Origin of the sequence: Glycomyces niveus (genome assembly GCF_017592475.1) — a bacterium.
GTDB classification, from domain to species: Bacteria; Actinomycetota; Actinomycetes; order Mycobacteriales; family Micromonosporaceae; genus Glycomyces; species Glycomyces niveus.
The window spans coordinates 129,563-155,409 of record NZ_JAGFNP010000003.1 but is presented as its reverse complement, the minus strand read 5'-3'; the positions used below and the strand labels follow the sequence as shown (position 1 = coordinate 155,409).

The window sequence follows — 25,847 nt, the reverse complement described above, 5'->3', positions numbered from 1 at the left end:
CCCGCGTCCGATTCGCGAAAGTATCGATCGCGCAGCGTAAGGCCCTCAAAACAGATCAAGACGGGTCGAAGGCGTCAGGTGCCTCGGTCATAGACTCGGGTCTATGCACAACGTCCCCCCGGCCGCATCACCGGTCCGGATCGACCCCGGGGCCGCCGCGGCAAGTCTCGGCAGTGCGACCGGAGGACCCCTCGCCTCCGGCGCCGCCTTCGCGGTCTACCGGCTCGGCCGGTCCTCGTTCCACGCCGCCGTCGTCCGCCGCGTGGAAGGCGATGTCGTCGTCATCGCCGAGCGCACCGAGCCCATCGGCGGCGCCGAGTTCGACGGCCTGCTCCTCGCCTACCTCTCGGGCCGCCACCCGGACGCGGGCGTCCGCCTCTGGTCCCGCATCGCCGACCCCGCCGAGGCCGCCGACCGGCAGCTGCGCGCGCGGCTGCTCGAGAAGATCACGCGGGCGCGCGAAGAGCTCTCCGAGCGCGACTTCACCGTGATCACCCTGCCCGAGGCCGACATCAAGATGCCGCTCACGCGCGAGGAGTTCGAGTCCCGCGTCGGCGAGCTGGTCGAGTCGACCGCTGACGTCATGGAGGAGACCCTCGCCGAGGCGGGCGTCCATCCTGCCGAGCTCGCGGGCCTGCTCATGGCCGGCGGCGCGGCCCGCACGCCGCTAGCGGCCACGACGCTGCGCCGCCGTTTCGGCGTCGAACCGGTGCTCGCCGCCCCCAATGCCAAAGTCCTCCTTGCGGAAGCAGCGCCGGTGGCGACCCGCGAGCTGCCGTTCGTCGACGAGCAGGAGGCGCCGCCGCGCCGCCGCGGCCAGGGCCGCGCAGTCGTGCTGACCGCCGCGCTCCTGGTCGTCGTGGGCGCCGGCGCCGCGTTCGGGTCCCAGCTCGGCGATGGCGACTCCGCCGGGGACGATGTCGCCGCCGACGAGAGCACCGCCGCCGCCGCGACTTCGGAGACCCTCGCGGACGCGTCCGCCGAGCCGAGTGAGACCGCGTCCGAGGAGGCCAGCGCGACCCCCTCGGAGTCGCCCACGCCGGACGAGACCGAGCTCGGTCCGGAAGACCCGGTCGAGGACGAGGCCCCGTCCGAGTCGGACCCGACGACGGAGAGCGCGCCGATCGGTTCGGTGCCGAACGTGGTCGGGATGTCGACCGCGGAGGCGCACCGGGCCGTGGAGGAGGCGGGGTTCGCGGGCGTCGAGCAGACGGGGGAGCAGCGCGGCGTCTTCGACTGGTCGCACGAGGACTGCGAGATCATCGACCAGTCGCCCGAGCCGGGGTCGACGCGGGCGCTGTCGGAGTCGGTCTCGGTGACGTTCTCGTACAGCGGCGAGGCGAGCGACTGCGACGTTTAGCGCCGATTGTGTGAGCCGGCGCAAGGCCCCGGCGTTCGCCGTGGAGTTTCCAGCACGATCGTGCTATTTTTAGCTCGTGCGCAAAGGCGAGATGACGAGGCAGGCGATCCTCGACGAAGCGGTCCGGATGGCCCGCTACTCGGGGCTGTCCGGGCTGACCATCGGCTCGCTGGCCGCCGCGGCTGACATGTCGAAGTCGGGACTGTACGCGCACTTCAAGTCGAAGGAGGCGCTGCAGCTGGCCTGCATGCAGCGCAACGGGGAGCAGTTCATCGACGAGGTGATCCGGCCCGCGCTCGCGAAGCCGCGCGGGATCGCCCGGCTGCAGGCCATCGTCGAGTACTGGATGCAGTGGTACTCGCATCCGGGCGGCTGCCTGTTCCTGGCCGCCGCCGCCGAGTTCGACGACCTGCCGGGGCCGCTGCACGACTTCATGGCCTCGGAGCAGCGCGACCTGCTCGACTCGCTGGCCCGGATCGCCGCCACGGCGGTGTCCCAGGGCGAGTTCCCCGAAGACACCGACGTCTTCCAGGTGGCACAGGAGGTGTTCGGCATCCTGTTGTCCTACAACTGGATGAGCCGCATCCTGTCCTATCCCGACGCCGCCGACCGCGCGTGGACGGCGTTCAACCGACTGATCGACAGTCTCCAGAGCTGACCAGGAAGGCCGACCCATGGCGTCCACTGCCCAAGCCCCCGTGGCGAAAAAGAAAAGCACGACCGTTCGTGCTCCGTGGTATGTGCGGTCTGGCTTCGCCGCGGCCGAGCGCGTCGCGCCCGACCGGGCCGCGAAGGTCCTGTGCGAGCTGTGGTTCCGCCTCCCGGCGGGGCCCGAGAAGCGCCTGCGCGGCGAGGCCCCGGCCGGCGCGCACGTGTTCGAGCTCGAATGCCTCGGCTCCACCGTGTGGGGCTTCGACTGGGGCAACGGCCCTCTCGTCTACCTCGTGCACGGCTGGGGCGGCTCGACCGGCGACTTCAAGTTCATCGCGGCGAACCTGGTCGCCTCCGGGTACCGCGTGGTCGCCTTCGACGCGCCGAGCCACGGCAACGCCGGGCCCGGCCCGTGGGGCGAGCGGCACGCGAACGGCCTGCACCTCATCGAGGCGATGAACGTCGTGGTGGAGAAGTTCGGGGCGCCTCACGCTGTTGTGGCGCACTCGATGGGCGCGCTCAGCTCGGTCCACGGCCTGATCCAGAGCGGCGTCGACACCGCCGCGGTGCGCTTCGCGATGCTCGCGCCGTTCATCGGCGGCCAAGAGGGCTTCCGCGACACCATCGGCGCGATCGTGCCGGTCGGCCCGCGCATCTTCGAGCGGCTCGTGCCCTTGGGGGAGGCCAAGTCGGGGATCAAGCTCGACGACTTCTCGCTGCGCGGCGTCGAACTCGACGCCCCGGTGCTCATCGTCCACGACAAGGGCGACCGCCCGAACCCGTTCCGCCACGGGCAGACCCTCGCCGACGGGTGGCCGAACGCCGCGCTCATGGCGACCACGGGCCTGGGCCACCGCAAGGTGCTGCTCAACCCGGCCGTCAGCTTCCGGGTGCGGGAGTTCTTGGGGCAGTAGCGAAACGAAAAGGCCGGGTCCAGCGGACCCGGCCTTTCCCTTTGCGTCTTAACCCTCGTAGTGGACCGTCAGGCGTGTCCACGCCCCGATGTTGATGTAGGTGCCGTCGGTCACCGGGAACTCCACGTTCGGCGCCAGCGGCTCGTCGGAGCCGTTGAGGAACGTGCCGTTCGAGGAGCCGACGTCCATGATCGTCCACGAGCCGTCGGGCTTGGAGAACAGCTTCGCGTGCTGCGCGCTGACGCCCGGGTCGGCCACGTCGCCGGACAGGTCGATGTCCGGGGTGACGCCGCGCTTGGCGCTGTAGCGGCCGATCGTCAGGTCGGGCTTGTCGAGCGGGAAGCGGCGCGGCTTCGCGAACGACGGGTACTGCAGCTGCGAGGCCCCGTCGGAGGCCGCGACCTTGTTGAAGTAGCCCTGGTCGGCGGTGACGGCGACACCCCAGCGGGTGGCCGCCTGGCCGGGCGGGGCGTAGTTCGAGGCGAGGTCGCTCGGCTGCGCGTCCGGCATGGAGAACCCGCCGGTCGCCGTCGCGGGCGGCGCGGAGGTCGGGGCGCCGAACGGCGCGGCCGGGACGCCCGGGGGCGGTCCGGGCGGGGCCGAGGTCGGCGCGGCGTAGGCCTGCTGCGCGTACGGGTCCTGTCCGTAGCCCTGCTGAGGCTGCCCGTAGGGGTCCTGCTGCTGCTGGCCGTACGGGTCGGGCTGGCCGTAGCCGGGCTGCTGACCGTAGGGGTCCTGCTGCGGCTGCTGCCCGTAAGGGTCCTGCGGCTGGCCGTAGCCCTGCTGAGGCTGCCCGTACGGGTCCTGCGGCTGGGACGGCTGACCGTAAGGGTCCTGGCCGTAGCCCTGCTGCGGCTGCTGCCCGTAAGGGTCCTGCGGCTGGCCGTAGCCCTGCTGAGGCTGGCCGTACGGGTCCTGCGGCTGCGACGGCTGCCCGTAGGGGTCCTGCTGGCCGTAGCCCTGCTGAGGCTGCCCGTAGGGGTCCTGCTGCTGCGGCTGACCGTAAGGGTCCTGGCCGTAGCCCTGCTGCGGCTGCTGCCCGTAAGGGTCCTGCGGCTGGCCGTAAGGGTCGTTCGGCGCGTAGCCCTGGCCGAAGGCCGGCGACTGCGGGGGCTGGCCTTGCTGCCATGCCGGGTTGGGCGTTCCGCACTGCTCGCAGAACTGGGCTTGCGGGAAGGCCCCGCAGGCGCACTGGTACCCGCCCGGCTGTGGGGCACCGCCGTAGGTCGGCTGGTAGGTCAAGGTCGTCCCCCTCCAAGCATTTGGGTGTACTCGGCCTCGCTGACGACACCAGGCTGCGCGGCGGACTCCCCGTCCTCACCCGGATTGCCCTGGCCGGCATGCTCCTGGGCATGCCCTTCTGCCGGGACCGAACCGGGGGATTCGAGTTCCACCACCGCGACACTGATGTTGTCGTGCCCGCCGTTGGCGAGCGCTTGTCGTGTCAACGCTACCGCCTTGTCGCCAACGCTGCCGTCCGGCAGTGGCAGAAGGTCGTGATCGTCATTGAAATAGCGCGACAGACCATCGCTGCACACTACGACATGGCCCCCGCCGAGCTCCACGCGGAGGAGGTTCGGATTGAGGGTCGGCGCGTCCGCACCGAGCCACGCGAGCAGGGCTTTGGCGTACGGGTTCTTGTACCGCTCGTCCGCCGGGTCGACCCCCTGGTACTCGAGGCGCGCCTGGATCGTGTCGTCGACCGTGAGGCATCTCGCCTCCTTCTCGCCGGCCCAGTACGCACGGGAATCGCCCACCCAGCACAGGATCGCCTGGTTCCCCTCGACGACCGCCGAGACGTACGTCGAGGACGGCGGCGAGTTCGGGTACTGCTTCCCGACCGCGGCCACCGCCGAGTGGGCCGCGCCCACCCCGCGCCGCGACGCGTCCTCCGCCGAGAGCCCCTCGGCGAGCGCCGCGCGGATCTCCGTCACCGCCGCTTCCACCCCTGCGAGTGACGCGCGCTCGGAGTCCGAGGCCCCCGAGACGCCGTCGCAGACGACGGCGATCTTGCGCCCGTCGTCGGCGAGCGCGATCGCGATCGAGTCCTGGTTGTAGTGGTGGCGCTTGCCGACGTCGGTGGCCGCGCCGATCCCTGGCAGCCCGAACGACAGGTGGTCGTCGGAGCCGCCCGGGTGCTCCGGGTTCTCTTCCACGGCAACGGAGGAGAGCCAGGCGGCCTGCTCGGCCGGGACGGCGAACTCCTCCAGGTCGCCGCCGCAATCCTCGCAGTAGCGGCCGATGTCGGCGGGGAGGCCGCAAGCGGTGCAACGCTTCGCGGCGCCCAGGGTGGGTGAGGGCTGCATAAAGCTCCTTCGCTACAGCATCGTGCGGGGGCGGTGGGCGTTCGCCAGGTCGAAGTAGTACACCTGGTCCTCCCGGCGGGTGCAGGCGTGGGCGAGGTCGCGGTAGGTCCGCTCCAGCGCCAGGCGCAGCTCCCGCTCCTCCGGCTGCGCGCCGAACACGCGCGGCTCGTGCGCGGGCCCGGTGCGCAGCACCGTGTCCAGCGCCAGGTGCAGGATCCGGGTCGACACGAGGTGGCGGCGCCGCGGTTCGAGCTTGAGCTCGTCGAGCCGCCCCGCCATGTGGTGCAGGTCTAGCAGCGACGGCGGCGCGGTGCGCGAGTGCAGCGCCGTCTGGATCGCCGCGGTCTGCGCGATCCCGTACTGCGCCGAGGTCTTCGGGACCTGGTGCAGGGTCGTGATCGCCTCCGTCGAGTTCCCCTCGATGTCGAGCAGCCGCGCGCGGCCGTAAGCGGCCGAGACGAACCGGTGGTCGCAGGTCCAGATCCGCGTGTAGTGCGGCAGTGCCAGGTCCCGGCGGCCCGCCAGCTCCGCGCACGCCGCCAGCGCCAGGCGCGGCGCCAGCTCTCCGGGGAGGTGCGAGTAGACGGCGTCGAAATGCGCTGCGGCCGTGTGGAAGTCGGCCGCGAGCAGCGAGATCGTGCCGCGCAGCCAGGTGACCTGCCAGGTGTTGCCCTCGCGCTGCGCGAACTGGTCGAGCGCCGCGGCGGCCTGGTGCAGGTCGCCGGCGTTGACGAGGGTGCGCACGCGCCGCAGCTGCACCTCGGGGCTCTGCGCGGGCGCGGCGTTGAGCTCGGCGATGATGCCCGCCGCGTCGGTCGCCTGCAGGGTCGCGAGGAACGCGGCCATCGGGTCGGCGAGGTCGACCATCGGCGTGGGGAGCGCGTGCGCCACGTCGAACGGGTCGCCCACGGCGTGCAGGTCGTATTCGACGTCCGGTTCGCCGAACACCGACTGCTCGCCGCTGAACAGCGTCGAGGGCTCGAACCGCGGCTCGCCCTTCTGCACCGACTGCACCTCGTGCAGGACGCCGCGCACCTGGGTGCGCATCTCGTCGGCGTCCTGGAACCGCGAGCGCGGGTCGGCGTGCGTGGCGCGCAGCAGCAGCCGGTGGAACGCCCCGAACTCGTTGAACACGGGCGCTTCGGCGGCCGGCGGCAGCTTGTCGCGGTACGTGCTCGTGAACCCCTTGAAGTCCAAGGCGAGCACGGCCATCGAGCGGCCGATCGTGTACAGGTCCGAGGTCACCGAGGGGCCGACGGAGAGGATCTCGTCGTTCGGCACCGAGTACCCGGGCGTGCCGTAGATCGCCGACTCCATGTCGTCGACGTGGCGCACCGCGCCGAGGTCGATGAGCTTGAGCCAGGTCTCGACGTGGATCATGTTGTCGGGCTTGAAGTCGCAGAACAGCAGGCCCCGGTCGTGCAGGTAGCTGAACGCGGGCAGCAGCTCGGCGGTGTAGGTGAGCACCTGCTCCAGCGGCAGCGGGTGGCGCTCGCCGTTCTCGTCGACCGCGTCCCGAATGTCCCGCAGCGACTTCCCGGCCAGGTACTCCATGACGATGTACGACTGGAGCTGGCCCGAGCGCGGGTCGGCGGCGGTGACGAAGTCGTGGATGTCGACCACGTTGGGGTGGTCGATGCCGACGAGGAAGCGCCGCTCGTTGATCGCGGCCTCGATCGCGTCCTCGTCCGAGGTGTTGATGAGGCCCTTGATGACGACCCAGCGCTGCGTCAGGTCGTCGGCGAAGTTCTTGTCGTTGGCGAGGTAGATCCAGCCGAGGCCGCCGTGCGCGATCGCGCCGAGCACTTCGTAGCGGTCGGAGAGGACGTCGCCGGGGCTGAGCGCGGGCGTGAACCAGTACCGGGTGCGGCAGTGCGCGCAGAAGCCCTCGACGCGGCCGGCGCGCCCGGCCTGCGGCCGCCCGACGGGCTTGCCGCACGCGGAGCAGAACCGCTTGTGCTCGGGCACCTGCGGGTGGTCCATGACCGCTTCGGCGGGGTCGCGCGGCGGCACCGGCGGCATGTCCGAGAGGCCCCCGCGCTGGCGGGTGCTGCTGGTCGTGGAGCGCGTGACGGGGCCGGTGATGGGCTGCGGCAGCGGGGCGGCGGGCGCCCGGTAGGGGGCCGGCGGCGGGGAGGCCACGGCCCCGGCGGGCGCGATGCCCTGCGTCCCGGGCTGCGGCAGCGGCGGCGAGACCGGCGGCGCGGCGGGGGAGGGCATCGGCGGGGCCGAGTTCGGCGCGAGCGGGGAGGCCGTGGGCGCCATCGGGTTCGGCGGCATGCTCGGCGGCGCGGAGGGCTGCATCGCCGGTTGCGGTGGCACGGCGTTCGTCCCGGGCGGGCCGGGGGGCGGGGGCGCGAAGCCCGGCTGCGGCGGCACCGCGGGCGGCGTGTTGAGCCGCTTGCGGATGCTGACGGTGTCGGTGGCCTCGCCCTCGGGCTGGTACGCGCCCGGAATGTAGCGCTGGGTGTGCTCCGGCGGCGGCTGCTGGTCGCTCATGGGCGCTCCCTAATCCCGGTACTGGGGGCTCGGCGGGGCGCCGGCGACGCCCAGCGGTCCTTTGAGCCACTTGTCGTAGGCGGTCTGCCAGGTGCCGTTCGCGATGATCTGCGCGAGGGCGGCGTTGATGTAGCGGGCGAGGTCGGTGTTGCCCTTCTGGACCGCGATCCCATAGGGCTCCTGGGAGAACGCGTCGCCGACGACCTGGAGGGTCGGGTCCTGGACGGCCATGCCCGCGAGGATGGTGTCGTCGCTGGTGATGGCGTCGACCGTGCCCTGCTGCAGCAGCACGAGGCAGTCGTTGAAGTCGGGCACGGTCACGGGCATGGCGGCGGACTGCTCGGCGATGGTGCGCACCGAGGTCGAGCCTTCGCCGGTGCACACGAGGTGGTCGTCGGCGAGGTCGGCGAGGCCGGTGATGCCGGAGGCGGTGGGGACGAGGAGGCGCTGCCCGGCGTGGAAGTACTCGGCGGAGAACTCCACGTTCGCCCAGCGCTTGCAGTTCATGGTCATGGTGCGCACGACCATGTCGACGCGGTCGTCGTTGACGGCGGGCTCGCGCTCCCCGGAGGTCATGGGGACGAAGCGGATGTTCGCGTCGGGACCGAGGATCGACTGGGCGACGGCCGTGGCGATGTCGATGTCGAAACCGGCGGGCGTGTTCGTCTCGGGGTCGATGTAGCCCATGAGGTTCGTCGACTGGCTGACGCCGATCGTGATCTGCTCGGGGTCGTCCAGCTGCGCGACCGCCTGCTCGACCGTGGTCGAGCCGGGGTTGTAGGACGCGAGCGGCTGGCAGCTCTCGTCGACGGGCGCGGTGTCGATCTCGGGGGAGAAGTTGATCCCCGACGGCAGCGGCGTGGGCACGTCGACCTGCGGCGGCCCCATGTCGGCGGGCTGCGAGCAGGCCGCGAGGACGAGGCAGGCGGCGGCAGCGGCCGCGAACCGGATCTGGTGTCGAATCATGCGTAGTACTCCGCCACTCGCAGCTGGATGCCGACCGCGGCGCAGATGAGCGCGCCGAGCGCGAGCGCCGCGAGCCCGGCCGCGGCGCCCGAGAGGGACCGCTGGGCGTCGTTGGTGGCCTCGGCGAAGCGGTCGGCGCTGATGTCGGTCGCCTCGGTCAGCGCGTCGTTGAGGGTCGTGAAGGACGCCCACAGGCTGGTGTCGCTCTCGCCGACGACGAGTTCGACGGCCTCGTTGTACTTGCCGCCCTGGGCGAGTTTGACGACCTCGTCGTGCCCGGCCCGCCACGTGTCGGCGGCTTCGCGGGCGGTGTCGATGTTCTTCGACAGCTCGGGGTCCGAGGCGAACGCCTCGTCGAGCCGGTCGAGCAGCTGACCGGGGTCCGCGAGGGCCTTGAAGTGCTCCTCGAACCGCTCGGCGGCCTGCTGGTCCTCGCCGCGGGCGATGAGCACGAGCGATTCCTCGGCCCGAGCCTGCTGGGCGGTGATCTCGGCTTCGGCCAGCAGCTCCAGCGGCGCCGAACCGTCCTCATGGGACCTCGTGGTGTGGCTCGCCGACGCCAGCGACGCCATCGCCAGCCATCCGGCGAAGGCCACCAGCAGCACGGTGCTGCCCACGAGCCCCAGGTTGAACACGCGGTTCGTCTTGCGGGTGAGCCAGAACTGGGCCCACACGAGCGTGCCGAGCGCGGCGGCCGTGAGGACCGCGGCGACCCACGGGAACGCCGCGGCGTCCGAGCGCGACTCCTTGAGCTGCCCGAGCGAGTTCTCCTGCAGGTCGTGCGCCTTCGGCAGCATCTCCTCGCGCATGAGCGTCGAGGCCTGCTCCTGGTAGGTCGCGCCGACGGGCTCACCGAGCCGGTTGAAGGTCCGCGCGGTCTCCACCAGCCCGGTGTACACCGGCAGGCGGGCGTTGAGCTCGGCCACCAGCGCGGTGTCGGCCGGGGTCTTCACCTCCCCTGCGGCCGTAGCGAGTGCCACGGTCGCGTCGCGCATCGCCTCGCGGTACGTCTCGTTCATCTCGTCGGAGGGCGTGCCCGCCGTCAGGTACGAGGACGCCGCGGTCGCGTCGGCCTGAGAGAGCGCCTGGTACAGCGACAAGGCGGCCACGGAGAGCCGCCCGGACTGGCTGGTGGTCTCCTCGATGACGGCCGACTTCGCGAGGATCGCGGTCATGCCGGTGATCCCGGCCCCGAGGACGAGCGCCGCGATCACGGCGAGCACGCCGCGCAGCTGCCCGGGCGTGAACCGCAGCGCGGCCAGCAAGCGGTCGAACCGTCGCTGCCCGGTTGCAGCAGGAGCGCTGGGCGCCTGTGTCGGAGCGGGAGGGGACTGGACGGACAACTACTGCACCTCACTTGATCGGCGACCCGCGGGCCTCTGGAATCGTTCGCCGCGCGCACGTCTGACGTGGCTGGAGTGTCGGGGGACCCCCACATGGTATCGGCCCCCGGCAAGGGCCGGTGACTACCGCCTCGCGGCTTCCGGAGCGGCCCTCCGGCGGTACGGTGGGACCGTGCCGAACGCCGAAGTGTATTCCACAGAGGACGACGCGTGCTGGATGGCGCGCGCCGTCGCCCTCGCCGAACGCTGCCCGCCCTCGACCACCGCCTTCAGCGTCGGCGCCGTCCTCGTCAAGGACGGCCGCGCCGTCGGCGAAGGCTACTCGCGCGCCGAGGAGCCGAGCGACCACGCCGAAGAGGTCGCCCTCCGCCACGCCGGCGACGCCGCCCGCGGTGCGACCGCCTACTCCTCCATGGAGCCCTGCGGCCACCGCGCCTCCCGCCCCGACCCGTGCGCCCGCCTGCTCATCGCCGCCGGGATCGCCCGCGTCGTCTACGCGCTCGGCGAACCGCTCACCTTCGTCGACACGCCCGGCGGCGACGCGATCCTGCGGGAGAACGGCGTGGTTGTGGCCGTGATGCCCGAATTCGCCGACGCGGCCGAACGCCCGAACGCGCACCTCCGTTAATCTGGGACCATGAGGCCATTGATCGGCGCCGCAGCGGCCGCCGAACTGCAAGGATCGGTCCGGCTCGACGTCCGCTGGACGCTCGGGGGACCCTCGCGGGAAGCCGACTACGCCGCCGGGCACCTGCCCGGCGCCGTCCGGCTCGACTTCGACCGCGACGTCTGCGGCCCCGTCGGCCCCGTCGGCGGCCGCCACCCGCTCCCCGAACCCGAAGCGCTCCAAGCGGTCCTGCGAAGCGCCGGGATCGACGACGACTCCCATGTGCTCGTCTACGACGACGGCGACGGCATGGCGGCCGCCCGCACCTGGTGGACCCTACGCTGGGCGGGCATCGAGAACGTGCAGGTCCTCGAAGGCGGCTTCAAAGCCTGGACCGGAGCGGGACTCCCCCTCGAAACCGAAGCGGTGCAACCCAAGCCGGGTACGGCGACCGTGCGCCCCGGCCACCTCCCGATGCTCGACGCCGAGGGCGCCGCCGAATGGGCCGCCACCCGCGAACTGGTCGACGTGCGCGCACCCGAGCGCTACCGCGGCGAAATGGAGCCGGTCGACCCCGTCGCCGGCCACGTCCCCGGCGCGATCAACCTCTTCCTCGGCGAAGACGACCTCAGCGACCCCGACCGGCTGCGCGAACGCTATGCGGCCCACCCGGAAGCCGCCTACTACTGCGGCTCCGGCGTCGGCGCGGCCCGCACCGCGCTCGCCGTGACCGCCGCAGGACTCCCCACGCCGCCGGTGTACATCGGCTCGTGGAGCGACTGGGTCTCGCGCGGCCGCGATGTGGCCACCTCGGTGCCGCCGGCAGCGGGGGAGGAGCGATGAAGCGCGCACTGCTCGCGGTCCCCGCCGCGCTCCTGCTCGCGCTGGCGGCCTGCAGCGACGACGGCACGCCCTCGGGCGAGGAGCCGGCCGACACCGCCGCGAACGAGTCCAGCGAGGAGTCCGCCTCGTCCGCCCCGGTCGAACTCGACCTGGCCGACGCCGCGGGCGCGTGCCCGCTCATCGACGGCGCGACCCTCAACTCCGTTACGGGCGAGGACTTCCGCTTCGCGTCGGGCGGCCCCGGCGAGTCCGAGGGCGGAGAGGCCCCCGCCCAGCTCACCTGCGCCGTCCAGACCGGCGAGGCCGCCTACCCGGACCTGACGCTCTTCGTCATCGGCACCGAGGCGAGCGTCGAAGTCTATGAGGAGCAGCTCGCCGACGGCACCGAGAGCATCGACGGCCTCGGCGAGGCCGCGTACTGGATCGTCCACAACGAGGACACCGGCGCGGGACCGGCCCTCGAGATGGGCTGGTACGACGGCGGCACGATCTTCGAGATGCGCTACACCACCCCGGTCGACACCGACCCCGCCGCGGTGAACGAACTCGTCGGCGGCTTCACCGAACTCGCCAAGGGCATCGCGACCGCCCACGCCGAGTCAGGCTGACGAAGGCCATTGCGAACGGCCGCCGAGCTCGCTCGGCGGCCGTTTCCTTGCGCCGCATAGCGAGCGCCCTCCTCGCCGGGGGTGCGAGGAGGGCGCTCAGGTGCGGAGTGCAGTTCTCGGGCGCAGACGTCTCCACTGGTCGCACCCTTGTGGGGGAAATGGAAACGTTTGCACGCTTTGCTCAGACTACTCCCCGGTAAGACCGGGGTCAAGACTCGGCAGCGTGGTCTTCTGGGTACCGCAAACCGTTGCGGCCGTAAGCTACTGGGCCGGAGCGCCGAAGATCTTGGCGGCGTCGTCGGTCGAGAGCCGGATCGTGTCGGTACTCGAGGTCACCGCGACCTCGCCGTCCACGCGGTCGATCGCGACCTCGGCGCCCGGGTCCACGCCCGCCTCGTGCAGCGAGGCGAGCAGCTCCGGGTGCGTCTGGGCCGACTCGCACAGGCGCGTCACGCGCACCTTCGAACCGGGGGAGACCACGCTCAGCGGCCGCTCGTCGGCCTCGCGGCCCTCCGCCTCGGCCGAGGCGTCGAGCTCCTTGAGTCCGGGGATCGTGTTGCCGTACGGCGAGCGGGTGGGGTGCTCGAGCAGCTCGTAGACGCGCTTTTCGACCGAGTCGCTCATCACGTGCTCCCACTTGCAGGCCTCATCGTGGGCCTCCACGTAGGACATGCCGATGACGTCGACCAGCAGCCGCTCGGCGAGCCGGTGCTTGCGCATCACCGCGACCGCCTGCCGGCGGCCCTCCTCGGTGAGCTCCAGGTGCCGGTCGCTCTTGACGTTGAGCAGGCCGTGGCGCTGCATCCGGCCCACGGTCTGCGAGACCGTCGGGCCGCTCTGCTCGAGCCGTTCGGCGATCCGCGCGCGCAGCGCGGGAACGCCCTCCTCCTCGAGCTCGAGGATCGTGCGCAGGTACATCTCAGTGGTGTCGACGAGGTCCGTGGTCACAGCTTCGTTCCTTCACTTAGTCCGCCCGCAGGGCACCGAGCGGGGTGGGTCGAGTAGCCGCCAGACCCCCTGTCACCACCAATGGTATACGGCCGAACCGCCGCGGCCTCAGTCAGCCATCCGGACGTACGGGGCGCTCACACCCCAAAGCGACCCGCTGGACCGGGCCGTCAGGATCGATCACGCCACATATTCGGCGAGGCGCCCGGCGTAGTCGGGCTGGCGGAGGCGGTGCAGCGCGTTCTTCTCGATCTGGCGGACCCGCTCCCGGGAGAGCCCGAAGTCCGCGGAGACCTCTTCGAGGGTGCGCTGGCGCCCGTCGTCAATGCCGAAACGCAGCCGCAGCACGGTTTGTTCCCGCTCGGGCAGCGAGGCCAGGACGTTCGCGATGTGGCGGCGCAGCAGCGCGTACGACACGGCGTCGTCGGTGCCGTGCTCGCGCGGCAGGTGCGCCACGAGGTCGCCCAGCGCGGTCGAGTCGTCCTCGCCCACGGTCTGGTCGAGGCTCACCGGCTCGCGGTCGTAGGACATGAGCTCCAGCACCTTGCCCGGGGTGACGTCGAGCTCCTCGGCGATCTCCTCGTAGCGGGGCTCGCGGCCCAGCTCGACCATGAGGTCCTGGCGCACCCGGTTCATCCGCTTGATCTGGTCCACGGTGTGGGCGGGCACGCGGATCGTGCGGGACTGGTCGGTGACGGCCCGGTTGATGGCCTGCCGGATCCACCAGGTGGCGTACGTGGAGAACTTGTACCCCTTCTGGTAGTCGAATTTCTCGACGGCGCGGATGAGGCCGAGGTTGCCCTCCTGGATGAGGTCGAGCAGGCTCAGGCCGGCGCCGGAGTAGCGCTTCGCGACGGAGACGACGAGGCGCAGGTTCGACTCGAGCATGCGCTGCTTGGCCGCGCGGCCCTCGGCCGCGACGCGGGCCAGGTCGCTGCGGAGGTCGGGGTCGGTGACCTCGCTGATGCGGCACTCGGCCATGAGGCCGGCCTCGATGGCCTTGGCGCACTCGACCTCTTCGGAGGCGGTGAGCAGCCGGTGCTTGCCGATGCCGTTCAGATAGGCGCGAACGGGGTCGCCGGAGTATTCGGTCGCGCGCTGCGCCGGTCGCCTCGTCGGACGCTGGCGGATGCTGTCGACAGGTGCCATCGAATTCGCCTTTCGCTGGAGACCCTCGGCGCGTGGGTTGATGCCGCGCCATACCCGGTGGGCACCGGGCTTCGGGATACCAGCTTGCAGCGGTTTTCAAGGATTCTGATCCCCCAGGGCGAAGGGTGGCACGAACCCGGGAGACAGGATCAGAAATTCGGTTTCGGGGCCTGCCACCGAAACCTGATGGCCAGCAGCCGTACAACAAACGTGACCGCGATGGCCGTCAGCGCGAGCGTCCAGTGGCCGATCACGGACTCCCACCGGGCCCCCACCGCGACGATGATCGCGCCGACCGCGGCCGCCATCGCGTAGAAGTCCTCGCGGAGCACCGCCGGGATCTCCTGGCTCAGGACGTCGCGCAGGATGCCCCCGCCGATTCCGGAGAGTACTCCCACGATGCAAGCCGCGTAGACCGCGAGATCGAAATCGAGGCCCTTCTGGGTTCCGACCACGGTGAACAGCGCCAGGCCGGCCGCGTCGAGCACGAGCATCGTCGGGCGCATCCGCGAGAGCGCGGGGTGGAAGCGGAACACGAACAGGGACGCGACGAGCGCCACGAGCGGGTACCGCCAGTCGGTGAGCAGGAGGAGGTCGGCGCCGATGAGGACGTCGCGGATCGCGCCGCCCCCGAGCGCGCACAGGACGCCGATGACGACCACGCCGAACAGGTCCAGCCGCTTGCCGACCGCGGCGCTCGCGCCGGAGGCGGCGAACACCGCGGTGCCGACGAGCTCGGCGACCAGCATCAGGGCGGAAGGGTCGAAATCTGCAGGCTCCACCCGTGCGTTATAGCAGGCAGGGCCCTATCACATCGCCGATCTTCCCAAAGGTGAGAGCCGCGACGCGGCGAGGAAAGCGCTCAGGCCTTCATCTTCTCGTAGATGTCCTTGCAGTTCGGGCAGATCGGGAAGCGGTCGGGGTCGCGGGTGGGGACCCACATCTTCCCGCACAGCGCCTTCACCGGGATGCCGTCGACCATCGCGGCCATGAGCTTGTCCTTGGGCACGTAGTGCGAGAAGCGCTCTTCGTCGCCGTCCTCGTACGTGTAGTTCGGGTTGGTCTGGGTCTGCTCTTCGAGCAGGGTCGAACCAGAACCGCCGGACCCGTCAGAGCCCCCGGTGGTGGGAAGTTCGCTCACGGCAACTCACTCCTCATCAGTGCGCAAGATCCCGTCAATCTTGCCACGTAAAGGTCGCTAACTCCGAATCGATCATCCGGTGTTCAGGCGGGTCGAGGGTCTTCGCCCGCCGCTGGTGCCTGGTGAACACGCCCGGCTTGCGCGCCAGGCGGTCGTTCGCCAGCAGCACCGCCAGCCAGGGCAGGACCGCCATCCCGACGATGCCGAGCGCCAGCCACAGCCACAGCAGCGGGGCCTCGGCCATCACCAGGATGCCGAGCACGATCACCAGCAGCCCGCGGATCGACATCATCACGACGTACCGGATCGTCCGGTACCGCCGCTCCTCGTCGAGGGACATCGCCGCATCGGTGATGCTGGTCGCCTTCTCACGCCTTGCCACCCTTCGAGCCTACGCCTGGCCGGTGCGGGAGGATCTGGGACATGAAAGCAGTCGTGCAGACCGTCAGCGAAGCCGAAGTCACCGTCGAGGGCACCAGCGTGGGCGCGATCGGGGAGGGCCTCCTCGTCCTCCTCGGCGTCACCCACACGGATGGTCCCGCGGAAGTCAGGTGGATCGCCGAGAAGATCTGGTCCCTGCGCATCATGCGCGACGAGCTCTCGGCGTCCGATCTGGACGCACCGATCCTCCTGGTCAGCCAGTTCACCCTCTACGCCGACACCCGCAAAGGCCGCCGCCCCTCCTGGAACAGCGCCGCCCCCGGGCCCGTCGCCGAACCCCTGGTGGAGGCCGTCGCCGCCCACCTCCGCGGCCTCGGCGCGCGCGTCGAGACCGGCAAGTTCGGCGCCATGATGCTCGTCCGCAGTGTCAACGTCGGCCCGAACACGATCCTCCTGGAGCGGTGAACGTGATCCGCCTCGCCGCCTAAAATCAACCGGGTCCGAAACCGTCCGAGAGGAGCCCGCATGATCCCGGCCGCCCCGCCCGAAACGCTTCCCTCGCTTCGGGTCTGGCAGCGCAAGGCCATGGTCGCCTACCACCGGGGTCAATCACGCGACTTCCTCGCCGTGGCGACGCCCGGCGCCGGCAAGACCACCTTCGCGCTGCGCATCGCCTACGACTTGCTCGCCGACGGCACCGTCGACACCGTCACCGTCGTCGCCCCCACCGAGCACCTCAAGGCGCAGTGGGCCGGCGCGGCCGCCCGCTTCGGCATCCAGCTCGACCCGGCGTTCCGCAACGCCGATGTCCACAGTGCTGCCGACTACCACGGCGTGGTCCTCACCTACGCCCAGATCGGCGCCGACCCGGCCGTCCACCGCCGCCGCACCCTCGCGCGCCGCACGCTCGTCATCCTCGACGAGATCCACCACGCCGGCGACGCCCGCTCCTGGGGCGACGGCGTCAAGACCGCCTTCGACGAGGCCGAGCGCCGCCTCGCCCTCACCGGCACCCCGTTCCGCAGCGACGACAACCCGATCCCGTTCGTCGAGTACGAGCAGGAGGCCGACGGCGCCATGCGATCGCGCGCCGACGCGCTCTACGGCTACCGGGACGCCCTCGCCGACGGCGTCGTGCGCCCGGTCATGTTCATGGCCTACTCGGGCCAGGCGAAGTGGCGCACGAGCGCGGGGGACGAGCTGGCCGTGCGGCTCGGGCAGCCGCTCACGAAGGACCTCACGAGCCAGGCCTGGCGCACCGCGCTCGACCCTGAGGGCGAGTGGATCAAGCAGGTCATCCGGGCCGCCGACCGGCGGCTCTCGTCACTGCGCTCGGCGGGCATCCCCGACGCGGGCGGGCTCATCATCGCCTCGGACCAGAACAGCGCCCGCGCCTACGCGGGGATCCTCAAGCGCGTCACCGGCAAGAGCGCCACGATCGTCCTCTCCGACGACGCGGGCTCCTCTGACAAGATCGCGAAGTTCGCTGAGTCCCAAGAGGAATGGCTCGTGGCGGTTCGCATGGTCTCCGAAGGCGTCGACATCCCGCGCCTCGCGGTCGGGGTCTACGCCACGAACGCGCACACGCCGCTGTACTTCGCGCAGGCCATCGGCCGCTTCGTGCGGTCGCGGCGCCCCGGCGAGACCGCCTCGGTGTTCCTGCCCAGTGTGATCCCGCTGCTGAGCCTCGCCGAGAACCTCGAGGCCGATCGCGACCACGTCATCAAGCCCAAGTCGCAGGACGAGGACCCGGAGCTGCTGCTCGAGCAGGCGCAGCGGGTCCTCAACGAGGGCACCGAACTCGGCGGCCAGCGCGAGACCCTGGAGTCGAACGCGGAACTCGACCAGGTGATCTTCGACGGCGGCTCGTTCGGCCTGCCGGTCGAGGCCGGGAGCGCCGAGGAGCAGGAGTACCTGGGCCTGCCGGGCCTGCTGACCCAGGAGCAGGTGCACCTGCTGCTGCAGAAGCGCCAGCGCGAGCAGATGGCGAAGCAGAAGTCGGGGGCCCGCACCGAGACCGTGGAGCGGCCGCAGACCGAGCCCGCGATGACCAACGCGCAGAAGCGGTTGAAGCTCCGCAAGCAGTTGAACGCGCTCGTGGGCGCCCGCTCGTTCGCGACGAACGAGCCGCACGGGAAGATCCACGCCAAGCTCCGCTCGACCTGCGGCGGCCCCCCGAGCGCCCAGGCGACCATCGAGCAGTTGGAAGAGCGGATCGCCGTCATCCGCTCGTGGTGAGTCGGGGCGCAAATGAACAACGAAGGAGCCGTCGTTTCGACGGCTCCTTCGTTATGCGGAATCGAATCAGGGCCCGGACGAAACCTCCGCCCGGGCCCTTTGGAAGCTTGTAAGCCTGTGCGCGCTAGTTCTCCGAGGCCATGAGGTCGGTGCCGCGCCACTCGAATTCGGGGTCGGCGGTGAAGTCGATGGCGATCGGGACGAGCTTCTCGGCGAACTGGTTCGCGTGGTGGCCGCAGAAGACGAGGTCGCCGCCTTCGGCCAGGGTCACGCGAAGCTTTGCCGCGGCACTGCACCGGTCGCAGCGCTCGCCCGCGATCGGACGTTCCTCCGTCTGGGGCGGGGGCGTCAGGGTGGATGTCATACCAGGTCCTCCGCTGCGTTCGGTCGCCGTGCTCTGCACGGCAGTGGATCTCTAAAGCCGGACTGTTGACCGGCTCGTTCCGTTCAACGCCTGCACTGTACTACCTCTTCCCGACAGTTCCCGACTGAGACTGGGCTCACTCGGGGCGCCGGTGCGATGGTTGTTCCACACCGTAGCCCACAGAACGGCGATCGACAACCCGGCACGAGCCTCGGATACCTACCCGTTCGGGTGATACACCGCTGCTCGGAGCCGTGCTGTCCCTTGGGGTTTCCAGTTACGCCGGGAGCGAAACGGACTAATCGAGATAGTCGCGGAGCACCTGCGAGCGCGACGGGTGCCGCAGCTTCGACATGGTCTTCGACTCGATCTGGCGGATGCGCTCGCGGGTGACTCCGTAGACCTGGCCGATCTCGTCGAGGGTGCGCGGCTGGCCGTCGGTGAGGCCGAACCGGAGCCGGACGACGCCCGCCTCGCGCTCGGAGAGGGTCTGCAGCACCTGCTGGAGCTGGCCCTGGAGGAGCGAGAAGGAGACCGCGTCGACGGCCACGATGGCCTCGGAGTCCTCGATGAAGTCGCCGAGCTGGCTGTCGCCCTCATCGCCGATGGTCTGATCGAGGCTGATCGGCTCGCGCGCGTACTGCTGGATCTCGAGGACCTTCTCCGGGGAGATGTCCATCTCCTTGGCCAGCTCGTCAGGGCTGGGCTCGCGCCCGAGGTCCTGCAGCAGCTCGCGCTGGATGCGGCCGAGCTTGTTGATGACCTCGACCATGTGGACCGGTATGCGGATGGTCCGCGCCTGGTCGGCCATGGCGCGGGTGATCGCCTGCCGGATCCACCAGGTGGCGTACGTGGAGAACTTGTAGCCCTTGGTGTAGTCGAACTTCTCGACGGCGCGGATGAGGCCGAGGTTGCCTTCCTGGATGAGGTCCAGGAACGCCATGCCGCGGCCGGTGTAGCGCTTGGCGAGGGAGACGACGAGGCGGAGGTTCGCCTCGAGGAGGTGGTCCTTGGCGCGGTCGCCGTCGCGGACGATCCACTCGAGGTCCCGGCGCATCTGCGTGGGGATCTCCTCGCCGGCCTCGCGGAGGAGCTTGAGGCGCTCGACGGCGTAGAGGCCGGCCTCGATGCGCTTGGCGAGCTCGACCTCCTGGGCCGCGTTGAGGAGCGGGACCTTGCCGATCTGCTTGAGGTAGGCGCGGACCGAGTCGGCCGAGGCGGTCATCTCGGCGTCCTTGCGGGCCTGCTTGAGCGCCTCCGAGTCCTCCTCGTCCCACTCGAAGTCGTCGCCCTCTTCGTCCTCTTCGCCGTCCTTCTTGGACTTGCCGCGGGCGGTGGCCTTCTTGGCCGCCTTCTTGCGGGTGGCCTTCTTGGCGGGCGCGGCCGCGGCGGCTTCCGCCAACGCGTCGTCGTCCTCGGCGGCCGCGAGGTCGGCCTCGTCGGGCTCTTCGCCGTCGACGGGCTTCTTGGCGGCGGCCTTCTTGACCGCCTTCTTGGCGACGGCCTTTTTAGCGGTCTTCTTGGCGGCCTTCTTGACCGGGGCCTCCTCGCCCGCTGCTTCAGCGGCGGGGGCGGCGGCCTTCTTGGCCGTCTTCTTCACCGCGGCCTTCTTGGCGGTCTTCGCGGTGGTGGTCCGGGAGGAGGTGGCGGTGCGGGCGGCGGGGACGCGCTTGCGCGTGGAGGCGGAGCCGTCCACGACCACGGTCACCTCGGCCTCGGCCAGGGCGCGGAGCACCTTCTTGCCTTCGGCGGGGGATGCCTGCACCGACTCCAGAACCTGGGCGACCGTCGCGGACGTCAGCTGCCCGTTGCTCTCTCGGGCCAGAGCGAGCAGCGAGTCGGTCAGGGAATTGACGTCTGTGCCGGTGGGACGTGCGTCAGTCACGAGCAACCTTCCGAGGCAATGGCGGGCACGGCGCAGCCGGGCTCCATAGCGGGTGAGCGTTGGATATTGGGTCGGCAGCCCAGGTCGGCACAACGACCGGGCAGGCGTGAATTGTAGCGCCGAAATTCGCCTTCGGCCCGTCCGTGGTGCCGTTTCGAGCTGTGTTTCCGCATTTTCAGTGTCGATGTGTCGCAGCACGTGGGGTGTGACGGCGCTCTATTCTACCGTGCAGGTGCCCTCGGGCGGCGTGCCGAGCCCGCCCTGCGCGAACGACTGGCGCGCGTCGGAGGCCGAGCGGACCTCTTGGAAGTCGTCGCCCAGCACGATGGTGATCGGCTTGTCCCAGTCGATGTCGAAGGCCTGGGTGCCTTGGTAGAAGTACGCGTGGGCGTGGACGCCGGCCGCGTACTGCTCGGGGCCGAAGTACACGAGCGCGGTGCCGTCGTAGGGCTCGTCGGCGTCCCCCGTCTCGGTGACGACGAAGCCCCGGTCCTCGAGCTGGAGCGCGGCCTGGTCGGCCAGTCCGTCCCGGTCGGTGCCGTTGAGGACGACCAACTCGATCTCCTCGGGTTTGGGGATGTCGTCGGTCTTGATCACGACCGCGCCGGGCGGGCAGTCGCCGTTCGCGGAGGTCTGCGAGTCGTTCTGGATCGCCCAGAACGTCACCAGGCCCGCCACCAGTGCCAATGCGCACAGAACCGTCAAAGCGCGGATACGAGCGATACGCACGGCTGCCTCCCCGAGTCTCCAAAAGTGCCGACGAACGTCCTGCACTTAGACGAGCCGACGGCCCGCAAACGTTGCCATGCGAAAGGCTATCGTGCGCGGGTCGTCTTCGTGGGCGAGAGGCGGTACACTCGCTGCGCTCGACACAGAAGTGTTTCTCGCCACAATGGGGATGAAAATGGCGGGGCCGTCGTGTATAGGAATGGACTGCACGCGGTAAGGTACGCCGCCTGCAGGGACGGAACCGAAACCCGCCAGGAACCCGAGCCGGGCCGCTGTGTCACCCGAACACTCCAGCGGCAACCCGCCGTGCTCGGCTCCGCAAGAGCAAACCAATGGGAGTGGAAAAGAATGGCAACCGACTACGACGCCCCGCGCCGTGACAAGGAAGAGTCCGCCGGGACCGACGGCATCGACGCCCTTGCCAAGGGCCGCACCGATCAATCGGGGTCGGTGGACGTCGACGAGGCCGAGGTGGCCGAGAACTTCGAGCTGCCGGGCGCCGACCTGGGCGACGAGGAGCTCTCGGTGAAGGTCCTGCCGATGCAGCAGGACGAGTTCCGATGCTCCAGCTGCTTCCTGGTCCACCACCGCAGCCAGTTCGCCAAGGAGAAGAACGGGCAGCCGATCTGCAAGGACTGCGCGTAGCGCGCGAGCCGTCCATGACGGCCCGGCCCGCGGCGACCAGTGCCGCCCCGAACGGTGCCCCTCGGATAGCGCACGGCTCGCAGGATGCCTCCTGCGGGCCGTCTCGCTTATCCGGCCACTAAGCCTCCACCGGCTCCCGGGAGGCCGTCAGGGCCGCCTTGAGGCGGTCGGGACGGCGCGAGGAGACGATCCAGTAAGGGGTCGGATCCTCAGAGTCGTCGAGCACGACCCGCACGCCCCGGCCGATCCACGGCCGCTGCACCACGAACGCCAGCGGATGCAGGGCCACGCCCAGCGCGTCCGAGTACGCGGTGCCCTCGAGCATCTGCACCTCGGCGACGGCCGACATCGGCAGCTTCGCGTCGTCGACGTGCAGCCACACCTCGCCGTCCTCCTCCGCGACGCTCACCCGCAGCCGGCACAGCCACACCGCGCCCAGCACCACGGCGGCCATGAGCGCGACGCTCGCGGCCACCCGCCACCAGCGCAGGTCGCCGAAATTCGACAGCGCTCCGGCGAGCACCGCCAGCACGATCACGGCGAGCCAGCCCGCCACCGGGAGCCGCATGCGCTCGGCGTACCGTTCCCCACTCCTCATATCTGAGACCATATCCCCGCAACTCGCACGGCCTCTGGGGCGTGCGCCGCGAGTGAGAGGAACCCGATGACCGCTGAGATCCCGGTCGCGATCAAGCGGCTCGACCCCGAGCTGCCCCTGCCCGCATACGCCCACCCCGGGGACGCGGGCGCCGACCTGTACGCCGCCGAAGGCGTCACCCTGGCCCCCGGCCAGCGCGCCCTCGTCGGCACCGGCGTCGCCGTGGCCATCCCGGAAGGGCACGTGGGCTACACGAACCCGCGCTCCGGGCTCGCCCACCGCCTCGGCGTGACGATCGTCAACGCGCCCGGCACGATCGACTCCGGCTACCGCGGTGAGATCAAGATCAACCTCGTGAACCTCGACCCGGAGCGGACCGCCGTCATCGAACGCGGGGACCGTGTCGCACAATTGGTAGTCCAACCGGTTGTGCGAGCCCGTTTCACCGAGGTCGACGACCTCGCGCCGACGCAGCGCGGCGCGAGCGGCCACGGGTCCACCGGCGGGCACCGCCGACTTGCAGAGGAGAGCGAACGTGTTTAAGCGGCGAAAGTCGAAGAAGCAGCGCCCCGCCGAGGGCGCCGTCCTCGACTCCCTGGCCGAGAGCGGGGAGTCCTTCGAGCAGGAGGCCACCGAAGGCCCGTTCGACGTGAGCGACGCCCCCGACGACGACGTCCGCCGCATCGACCTGGGAGCGATCCGCCTCCCCGTCCCCAAGGGCGTGGGCTTCCAGGCCCAGACCGACGCCAAGGGCAACATCAGCCAGGTCCTGCTCACCACCGGCGCCTCCGCGCTCCAGCTGCTCGTGCGCGCCGCGCCCCGCAGCGAGGGCATCTGGGACGAGTTCCGCGGCGAGCTCACCGCCCAGGTCACCGGCCAGGGCGGCCAGGTCGAGGAGGTCGAGGGCCGCTGGGGCACCGAGCTCATCGCCAAGGTCGCCTCCAAGAACGGCACCAACTCGGTGCGGTTCTGCGGCGTCGACGGCCCCCGCTGGTTCGTGCAGGCCACCTTCCAGGGCCAGCGCGCCCTCGACGAGGACGCCGCCCCCGAGCTCGACGAGGCCCTGCGCCTCCTCGTGATCGACCGCGGCTCGATCGCCATGCCGGTGCGCGAGCCCCTCCCGCTCAAGCTCCCGCCGAAGATGGCCGAGGAGGCCGCCGCCCGCATCGCGCAGCGCAAGGCCGAGGGCGGCGACGGCAACCGCGCCATCATCGCGGCCGGCGACACCCCCCGCCCGCAGGTCCGCCGCAAGCCCTCCCCGCGCCCCAAGCGGTAGGGGAGGACGTGGCCCCCGCCGCCGCGCGCGTCAAGGACTGGCTGAAGCGGATCGCAGCGCCTTCGCAGGAGCTGTTCGCCGACGAGATCCGCCGCACGTCGTCCGCCGACACCCTCGACGCCGACACCACCCCGATCGAACGGCTCGAACCGCGTCAACTCGCCGCGGTCGCCGGTCGCCTGAGGACCGTCGTGCTCCGCACCGACGGGCGTTCCCCCTCGGTGGAGGCGGAACTCTTCGACGGCACCGGACAGGTCGCATTGGTCTGGATGGGGCGACGGCGTATCGTGGGCCTTGAGGCCGGGACCAGGCTCGTCGCCCGAGGCCGCGTGGCCCAGCTGGGCGACGGTCGACTCGTCGTCTACAACCCGTCCTACGAACTGCGCCCCTGAGCGCGGACCAGCCACCCGACCTGGAAGGCCCGCATTGAGCACCGAGACGCCGGCCCACGAGACCGAGAACGCGCCGAAGCAGGCCGAGGGCCGCGAGGCCGCCGAGCGGGGCGAGCAAGCGGTTGAGAGCGATGAGCTCCCGCCGTTCACCGAGCAGCTGTCCCAGCAGCTCGGCGGCGTCAAGGGCGTCGTCGAGGCGGCCGTCCCGATCACCCTGTTCGTGGCGCTCAACCCGCTGCTGCCCGACCAGATGGGGCCGCTGACCGGACTCCAGTGGTCGATCATCATCTCGGCCGCGAGCGCGTTCGCGATCGCCGGCTGGCGCGCCGCGCGCAAGGAGTCGATCCGCCACGCGCTCAACGGCCTCTTCGGGATCGCGCTCGGCGCGTTCCTCGCCTGGCGCTCGACGGACGCGCGCAACTTCTACCTGCCCGGCATCATCCAGGGCTCGATCTACGGCGTGCTGCTCATCGTCTCGGCGCTGGTGCGCCACCCGATCATCGGCTGGATCTACGCCGTGGTCGCACAGGGCGGCAAGAAGGAGTGGCGGCAGAACAAGCCGCTCGTCGACATCCTCAGCCGCCTGACGATCCTGTGGGGCATCGTGTTCCTCCTCAAGAACGCGGCCCGCATCTGGCTGTACTACCTGGACTACGACAACGCGCTCGGCCTGGTCACGCTCTTCGGCGGCTGGCCGGTGACGATCGCGTTGACGGCCTTCACGATCTGGGCGGTGCGCCGCAGGATGCGGGCCGTCGAGGCGGCCGCGCCGGACGAGGACTGAGACGCGGCGAAGGCGCGGTGCCCGCGGGCACCGCGCCTTCGCGCTGTTTAACTCGGGAAGCACTCGAACGCCGGCGCGCTGGCGAGCGCCCCGGAGACGTTGAACCCGAACTCGACGGAACCGCCGATGGGGATCGCCTTGTTCCAGTCGACGGGCGCCGCCATTTCGGAGGTGCCCATCGTGGAGTGCGAGGCGTTCCAGATGTTGCCGAGCGTCACGCCGCTCGGCCACTGCCAGTGCAGCATCCAGTTGTGGATGGCCTGCGTCCCGGTGTTGGCCACCTTCACGGTGACCGTGGCGCCCGAGCCCCAGCTGTTGACCGTCGCCGTCGCGGCGCAGGCGATCCCGGCCGGGCCGCCCGTGGTGGGCTGCTCGGTGGGGCCGCCGCTGGTCGGGCCGGCGGAGGTCGGGGCGCTGGTCGGGTCCGTCGGCTGCTCGGTGGGCTGGCCTTCGCCGAACCACACGTCGGAGCAGGAGTAGAAGGACTGGTCGAAGTGGCTGGCCTGCCAGATCATGAAGACGATGTGGTGGCCGGTGCGCCCGGGCGCGGAGACGTCGATGTCGACGAGGGTGCCGCCGCCCGACGGGGGCGTGCGGCCCTCGCCGGGGAGGATCTTCGGCGTCTCCTCCAGCAGTTCGAGGTCGGCCCAGTCGAGCGCGTCGGTCTGGGCGTTGTACCCCTGCTTGGTGACGTAGATGCGGTAGTAGTCCGCGCCGTGGTTCGCCTGGTCCCAGTTGGTGAACGTGAAGTTCGAGTTCACCTTGGTGGTCTTCCAGGCGCCGGGGTTGTCGAGGGGCGCATACCGGGTGCCGCCCGTCCGTCCGCCCGAGCACAGCTGGTTGTCGGGGAGGGCCCCCTGGTGGTTGCCGCCGACCTGTTCGCGGTAGAGGCCGTTCCAGTTCCACATGGCGTTGGGGTCGTTCTGCCAGGCGGCCCAGCACATGGGGTCCTCTTGGGCCATGTCCGGGTTCTGGAAGTCCGATCCCCACCGCTCCCAGCAGCCGTAGTGGCGCGAGGAGGGGCCGATGGCGGTGCCGTGGCTGGAGGCGGGCTGGATGAACACGACCGCCGCGGCCCCGGCCGCGAAGAGCGCGGCGACGAGGACGATGAGGCTGCGGAGGCTCCGCCGCCGGGGTTTGCTTCGGAGGGTGGCTCCGAATCTCTTGAAGTGCAACATGAAAGCGCTCCCAAATAATAGGAACATTGAGAACTTTCAATG

28 protein-coding genes are annotated in these 25,847 nt (G+C 70.6%); 13 read left to right on the top strand and 15 right to left on the bottom strand.

Translation table 11 applies throughout. The features are described from left to right. Positions 1–103: 103 nt before the first annotated feature. The 3 genes from J5V16_RS06475 to J5V16_RS06465 all read left to right on the top strand — a co-directional run bounded on the left by J5V16_RS06475 (position 104) and on the right by J5V16_RS06465 (position 2,925). Complete coding sequence (locus J5V16_RS06475; protein WP_208495267.1) at positions 104–1,360, top strand: Hsp70 family protein; 1,257 nt, start codon at positions 104–106, stop codon at positions 1,358–1,360. Positions 1,361–1,436: 76 nt separating this feature from the next. Further along, complete coding sequence (locus J5V16_RS06470; protein WP_208495266.1) at positions 1,437–2,018, top strand: TetR/AcrR family transcriptional regulator; 582 nt, start codon at positions 1,437–1,439, stop codon at positions 2,016–2,018. An 82-nt stretch (positions 2,019–2,100) separates the two neighbouring features. After that, complete coding sequence (locus J5V16_RS06465) at positions 2,101–2,925, top strand: alpha/beta fold hydrolase (RefSeq protein ID WP_208495265.1); 825 nt, start codon at positions 2,101–2,103, stop codon at positions 2,923–2,925. A 48-nt stretch (positions 2,926–2,973) separates the two neighbouring features. Here the strand turns inward: J5V16_RS06465 and J5V16_RS06460 are convergent, their stop codons facing one another. From J5V16_RS06460 to J5V16_RS06440, 5 genes are read right to left on the bottom strand one after another with little or no spacing between them, the layout of a single operon-like run. Further along, positions 2,974–4,167: an FHA domain-containing protein gene (locus J5V16_RS06460; RefSeq protein WP_208495264.1), complete on the bottom strand. Its 1,194-nt coding sequence runs from the start codon at positions 4,165–4,167 to the stop codon at positions 2,974–2,976. After that, positions 4,164–5,231: a PP2C family protein-serine/threonine phosphatase gene (locus J5V16_RS06455; RefSeq protein WP_208495263.1), complete on the bottom strand. Its 1,068-nt coding sequence runs from the start codon at positions 5,229–5,231 to the stop codon at positions 4,164–4,166. Before J5V16_RS06455 ends, J5V16_RS06460 begins: the two co-directional genes overlap by 4 nt. 12 nt (positions 5,232–5,243) lie before the next feature. Further along, a complete protein-coding gene (locus tag J5V16_RS06450; RefSeq protein WP_208495262.1) occupies positions 5,244–7,730 on the bottom strand; it encodes a serine/threonine-protein kinase in 2,487 nt (828 codons plus the stop codon). A 9-nt stretch (positions 7,731–7,739) separates the two neighbouring features. Beyond that, the gene (locus tag J5V16_RS06445) at positions 7,740–8,696 is read right to left on the bottom strand and encodes a glutamate ABC transporter substrate-binding protein (protein WP_208495261.1); all 957 of its coding nucleotides are present in this window, start codon (positions 8,694–8,696) and stop codon (positions 7,740–7,742) included. Next, positions 8,693–9,961, bottom strand: coding sequence for an MCP four helix bundle domain-containing protein (locus J5V16_RS06440; RefSeq protein WP_208495260.1), 1,269 nt, complete (start codon positions 9,959–9,961; stop codon positions 8,693–8,695). Before J5V16_RS06440 ends, J5V16_RS06445 begins: the two co-directional genes overlap by 4 nt. 250 nt (positions 9,962–10,211) lie before the next feature. On the opposite strand from J5V16_RS06440, the gene J5V16_RS06435 reads away from it, so the two are divergent. The 3 genes from J5V16_RS06435 to J5V16_RS06425 are packed head-to-tail and all read left to right on the top strand — an operon-like array spanning position 10,212 to position 12,097. Next, the gene (locus tag J5V16_RS06435; RefSeq protein WP_208495259.1) at positions 10,212–10,667 is read left to right on the top strand and encodes a deaminase; all 456 of its coding nucleotides are present in this window, start codon (positions 10,212–10,214) and stop codon (positions 10,665–10,667) included. A gap of 9 nt (positions 10,668–10,676) precedes the next feature. Further along, on the top strand, positions 10,677–11,489 hold the full coding sequence (locus tag J5V16_RS06430; RefSeq protein ID WP_208495258.1) for a sulfurtransferase: 813 nt from the start codon (positions 10,677–10,679) through the stop codon (positions 11,487–11,489). Then, the gene (locus tag J5V16_RS06425) at positions 11,486–12,097 is read left to right on the top strand and encodes a hypothetical protein (protein ID WP_208495257.1); all 612 of its coding nucleotides are present in this window, start codon (positions 11,486–11,488) and stop codon (positions 12,095–12,097) included. Before J5V16_RS06430 ends, J5V16_RS06425 begins: the two co-directional genes overlap by 4 nt. Positions 12,098–12,358: 261 nt before the next feature. Here J5V16_RS06425 and J5V16_RS25430 read toward each other — a convergent pair whose 3' ends face one another. The 5 genes from J5V16_RS25430 to J5V16_RS06400 form a co-directional block, all read right to left on the bottom strand. Further along, positions 12,359–13,045 carry a metal-dependent transcriptional regulator gene (locus J5V16_RS25430; protein ID WP_208495256.1) on the bottom strand — a complete coding sequence of 229 codons (687 nt, stop codon included), beginning with the start codon at positions 13,043–13,045 and terminating at the stop codon, positions 12,359–12,361. A gap of 180 nt (positions 13,046–13,225) precedes the next feature. Beyond that, positions 13,226–14,194 (bottom strand): sigma-70 family RNA polymerase sigma factor, encoded by a 969-nt coding sequence (locus J5V16_RS06415; RefSeq protein WP_208495255.1) that lies wholly within the window; start codon positions 14,192–14,194, stop codon positions 13,226–13,228. 149 nt (positions 14,195–14,343) lie between these two features. Next, the gene (locus J5V16_RS06410) at positions 14,344–14,976 is read right to left on the bottom strand and encodes a trimeric intracellular cation channel family protein (RefSeq protein WP_307792885.1); all 633 of its coding nucleotides are present in this window, start codon (positions 14,974–14,976) and stop codon (positions 14,344–14,346) included. 80 nt (positions 14,977–15,056) lie between these two features. After that, positions 15,057–15,335 carry a DUF3039 domain-containing protein gene (locus J5V16_RS06405; protein ID WP_208495254.1) on the bottom strand — a complete coding sequence of 93 codons (279 nt, stop codon included), beginning with the start codon at positions 15,333–15,335 and terminating at the stop codon, positions 15,057–15,059. 34 nt (positions 15,336–15,369) lie between these two features. Further along, positions 15,370–15,717, bottom strand: a complete 348-nt coding sequence (locus J5V16_RS06400) for a DUF3099 domain-containing protein (protein ID WP_307792884.1) — start codon at positions 15,715–15,717, stop codon at positions 15,370–15,372. Positions 15,718–15,758: 41 nt separating this feature from the next. Here J5V16_RS06400 and dtd point away from each other — a divergent pair, with 41 nt between their 5' ends. Both dtd and J5V16_RS06390 read left to right on the top strand, forming a co-directional pair. Next, the gene (gene dtd, locus J5V16_RS06395; protein ID WP_208495253.1) at positions 15,759–16,181 is read left to right on the top strand and encodes a D-aminoacyl-tRNA deacylase; all 423 of its coding nucleotides are present in this window, start codon (positions 15,759–15,761) and stop codon (positions 16,179–16,181) included. Positions 16,182–16,241: 60 nt separating this feature from the next. Further along, on the top strand, positions 16,242–17,954 hold the full coding sequence (locus J5V16_RS06390; protein WP_208495252.1) for a DEAD/DEAH box helicase: 1,713 nt from the start codon (positions 16,242–16,244) through the stop codon (positions 17,952–17,954). Between the two features lie 124 nt (positions 17,955–18,078). Here J5V16_RS06390 and J5V16_RS06385 read toward each other — a convergent pair whose 3' ends face one another. The 3 genes from J5V16_RS06385 to J5V16_RS06375 form a co-directional block, all read right to left on the bottom strand. Next, positions 18,079–18,318 carry a DUF7455 domain-containing protein gene (locus tag J5V16_RS06385; protein WP_091053111.1) on the bottom strand — a complete coding sequence of 80 codons (240 nt, stop codon included), beginning with the start codon at positions 18,316–18,318 and terminating at the stop codon, positions 18,079–18,081. Between the two features lie 298 nt (positions 18,319–18,616). After that, the gene (locus J5V16_RS06380; RefSeq protein WP_208495251.1) at positions 18,617–20,203 is read right to left on the bottom strand and encodes an RNA polymerase sigma factor; all 1,587 of its coding nucleotides are present in this window, start codon (positions 20,201–20,203) and stop codon (positions 18,617–18,619) included. Between the two features lie 216 nt (positions 20,204–20,419). Then, positions 20,420–20,932 carry a LytR C-terminal domain-containing protein gene (locus J5V16_RS06375; RefSeq protein ID WP_208495250.1) on the bottom strand — a complete coding sequence of 171 codons (513 nt, stop codon included), beginning with the start codon at positions 20,930–20,932 and terminating at the stop codon, positions 20,420–20,422. 348 nt (positions 20,933–21,280) lie between these two features. Here J5V16_RS06375 and J5V16_RS06370 point away from each other — a divergent pair, with 348 nt between their 5' ends. Continuing rightward, positions 21,281–21,577 carry a DUF4193 domain-containing protein gene (locus J5V16_RS06370; protein ID WP_208495249.1) on the top strand — a complete coding sequence of 99 codons (297 nt, stop codon included), beginning with the start codon at positions 21,281–21,283 and terminating at the stop codon, positions 21,575–21,577. A gap of 118 nt (positions 21,578–21,695) precedes the next feature. Here the strand turns inward: J5V16_RS06370 and J5V16_RS06365 are convergent, their stop codons facing one another. Next, entirely contained in the window at positions 21,696–22,175 is a 480-nt protein-coding gene (locus tag J5V16_RS06365; protein ID WP_243900867.1) for a DUF3093 domain-containing protein, read from the bottom strand. Between the two features lie 66 nt (positions 22,176–22,241). Between J5V16_RS06365 and dut the strand changes: the two genes are divergently transcribed. The 4 genes from dut to J5V16_RS06345 are packed head-to-tail and all read left to right on the top strand — an operon-like array spanning position 22,242 to position 24,627. Next, positions 22,242–22,718 (top strand): dUTP diphosphatase, encoded by a 477-nt coding sequence (dut, locus tag J5V16_RS06360; RefSeq protein ID WP_208495248.1) that lies wholly within the window; start codon positions 22,242–22,244, stop codon positions 22,716–22,718. Continuing rightward, positions 22,711–23,451 (top strand): DUF3710 domain-containing protein, encoded by a 741-nt coding sequence (locus J5V16_RS06355; protein WP_208495247.1) that lies wholly within the window; start codon positions 22,711–22,713, stop codon positions 23,449–23,451. Before dut ends, J5V16_RS06355 begins: the two co-directional genes overlap by 8 nt. An 8-nt stretch (positions 23,452–23,459) precedes the next feature. Beyond that, positions 23,460–23,843, top strand: a complete 384-nt coding sequence (locus tag J5V16_RS06350) for an OB-fold nucleic acid binding domain-containing protein (RefSeq protein WP_243900865.1) — start codon at positions 23,460–23,462, stop codon at positions 23,841–23,843. A gap of 34 nt (positions 23,844–23,877) precedes the next feature. Beyond that, entirely contained in the window at positions 23,878–24,627 is a 750-nt protein-coding gene (locus tag J5V16_RS06345; RefSeq protein ID WP_208495246.1) for a DUF3159 domain-containing protein, read from the top strand. A 47-nt stretch (positions 24,628–24,674) separates the two neighbouring features. Here the strand turns inward: J5V16_RS06345 and J5V16_RS06340 are convergent, their stop codons facing one another. Further along, positions 24,675–25,805 carry a lytic polysaccharide monooxygenase auxiliary activity family 9 protein gene (locus J5V16_RS06340; protein ID WP_208495245.1) on the bottom strand — a complete coding sequence of 377 codons (1,131 nt, stop codon included), beginning with the start codon at positions 25,803–25,805 and terminating at the stop codon, positions 24,675–24,677. Positions 25,806–25,847 lie beyond the last annotated feature (42 nt).

Coding starts and splice junctions, on each gene's coding strand:
- J5V16_RS06475 (WP_208495267.1), top strand. CDS start 104: ATGCACAACGTCCCCCCGGCCGCATCACCGGTCCGGATCGACCCCGGG.
- J5V16_RS06455 (WP_208495263.1), bottom strand. CDS start 5,231: ATGCAGCCCTCACCCACCCTGGGCGCCGCGAAGCGTTGCACCGCTTGC.
- J5V16_RS06450 (WP_208495262.1), bottom strand. CDS start 7,730: ATGAGCGACCAGCAGCCGCCGCCGGAGCACACCCAGCGCTACATTCCG.
- J5V16_RS06445 (WP_208495261.1), bottom strand. CDS start 8,696: ATGATTCGACACCAGATCCGGTTCGCGGCCGCTGCCGCCGCCTGCCTC.
- J5V16_RS06430 (WP_208495258.1), top strand. CDS start 10,677: ATGAGGCCATTGATCGGCGCCGCAGCGGCCGCCGAACTGCAAGGATCG.
- J5V16_RS06425 (WP_208495257.1), top strand. CDS start 11,486: ATGAAGCGCGCACTGCTCGCGGTCCCCGCCGCGCTCCTGCTCGCGCTG.
- J5V16_RS06415 (WP_208495255.1), bottom strand. CDS start 14,194: ATGGCACCTGTCGACAGCATCCGCCAGCGTCCGACGAGGCGACCGGCG.
- dtd (WP_208495253.1), top strand. CDS start 15,759: ATGAAAGCAGTCGTGCAGACCGTCAGCGAAGCCGAAGTCACCGTCGAG.
- J5V16_RS06390 (WP_208495252.1), top strand. CDS start 16,242: ATGATCCCGGCCGCCCCGCCCGAAACGCTTCCCTCGCTTCGGGTCTGG.
- J5V16_RS06385 (WP_091053111.1), bottom strand. CDS start 18,318: ATGACATCCACCCTGACGCCCCCGCCCCAGACGGAGGAACGTCCGATC.
- J5V16_RS06370 (WP_208495249.1), top strand. CDS start 21,281: ATGGCAACCGACTACGACGCCCCGCGCCGTGACAAGGAAGAGTCCGCC.
- J5V16_RS06365 (WP_243900867.1), bottom strand. CDS start 22,175: ATGAGGAGTGGGGAACGGTACGCCGAGCGCATGCGGCTCCCGGTGGCG.
- dut (WP_208495248.1), top strand. CDS start 22,242: ATGACCGCTGAGATCCCGGTCGCGATCAAGCGGCTCGACCCCGAGCTG.
- J5V16_RS06340 (WP_208495245.1), bottom strand. CDS start 25,805: ATGTTGCACTTCAAGAGATTCGGAGCCACCCTCCGAAGCAAACCCCGG.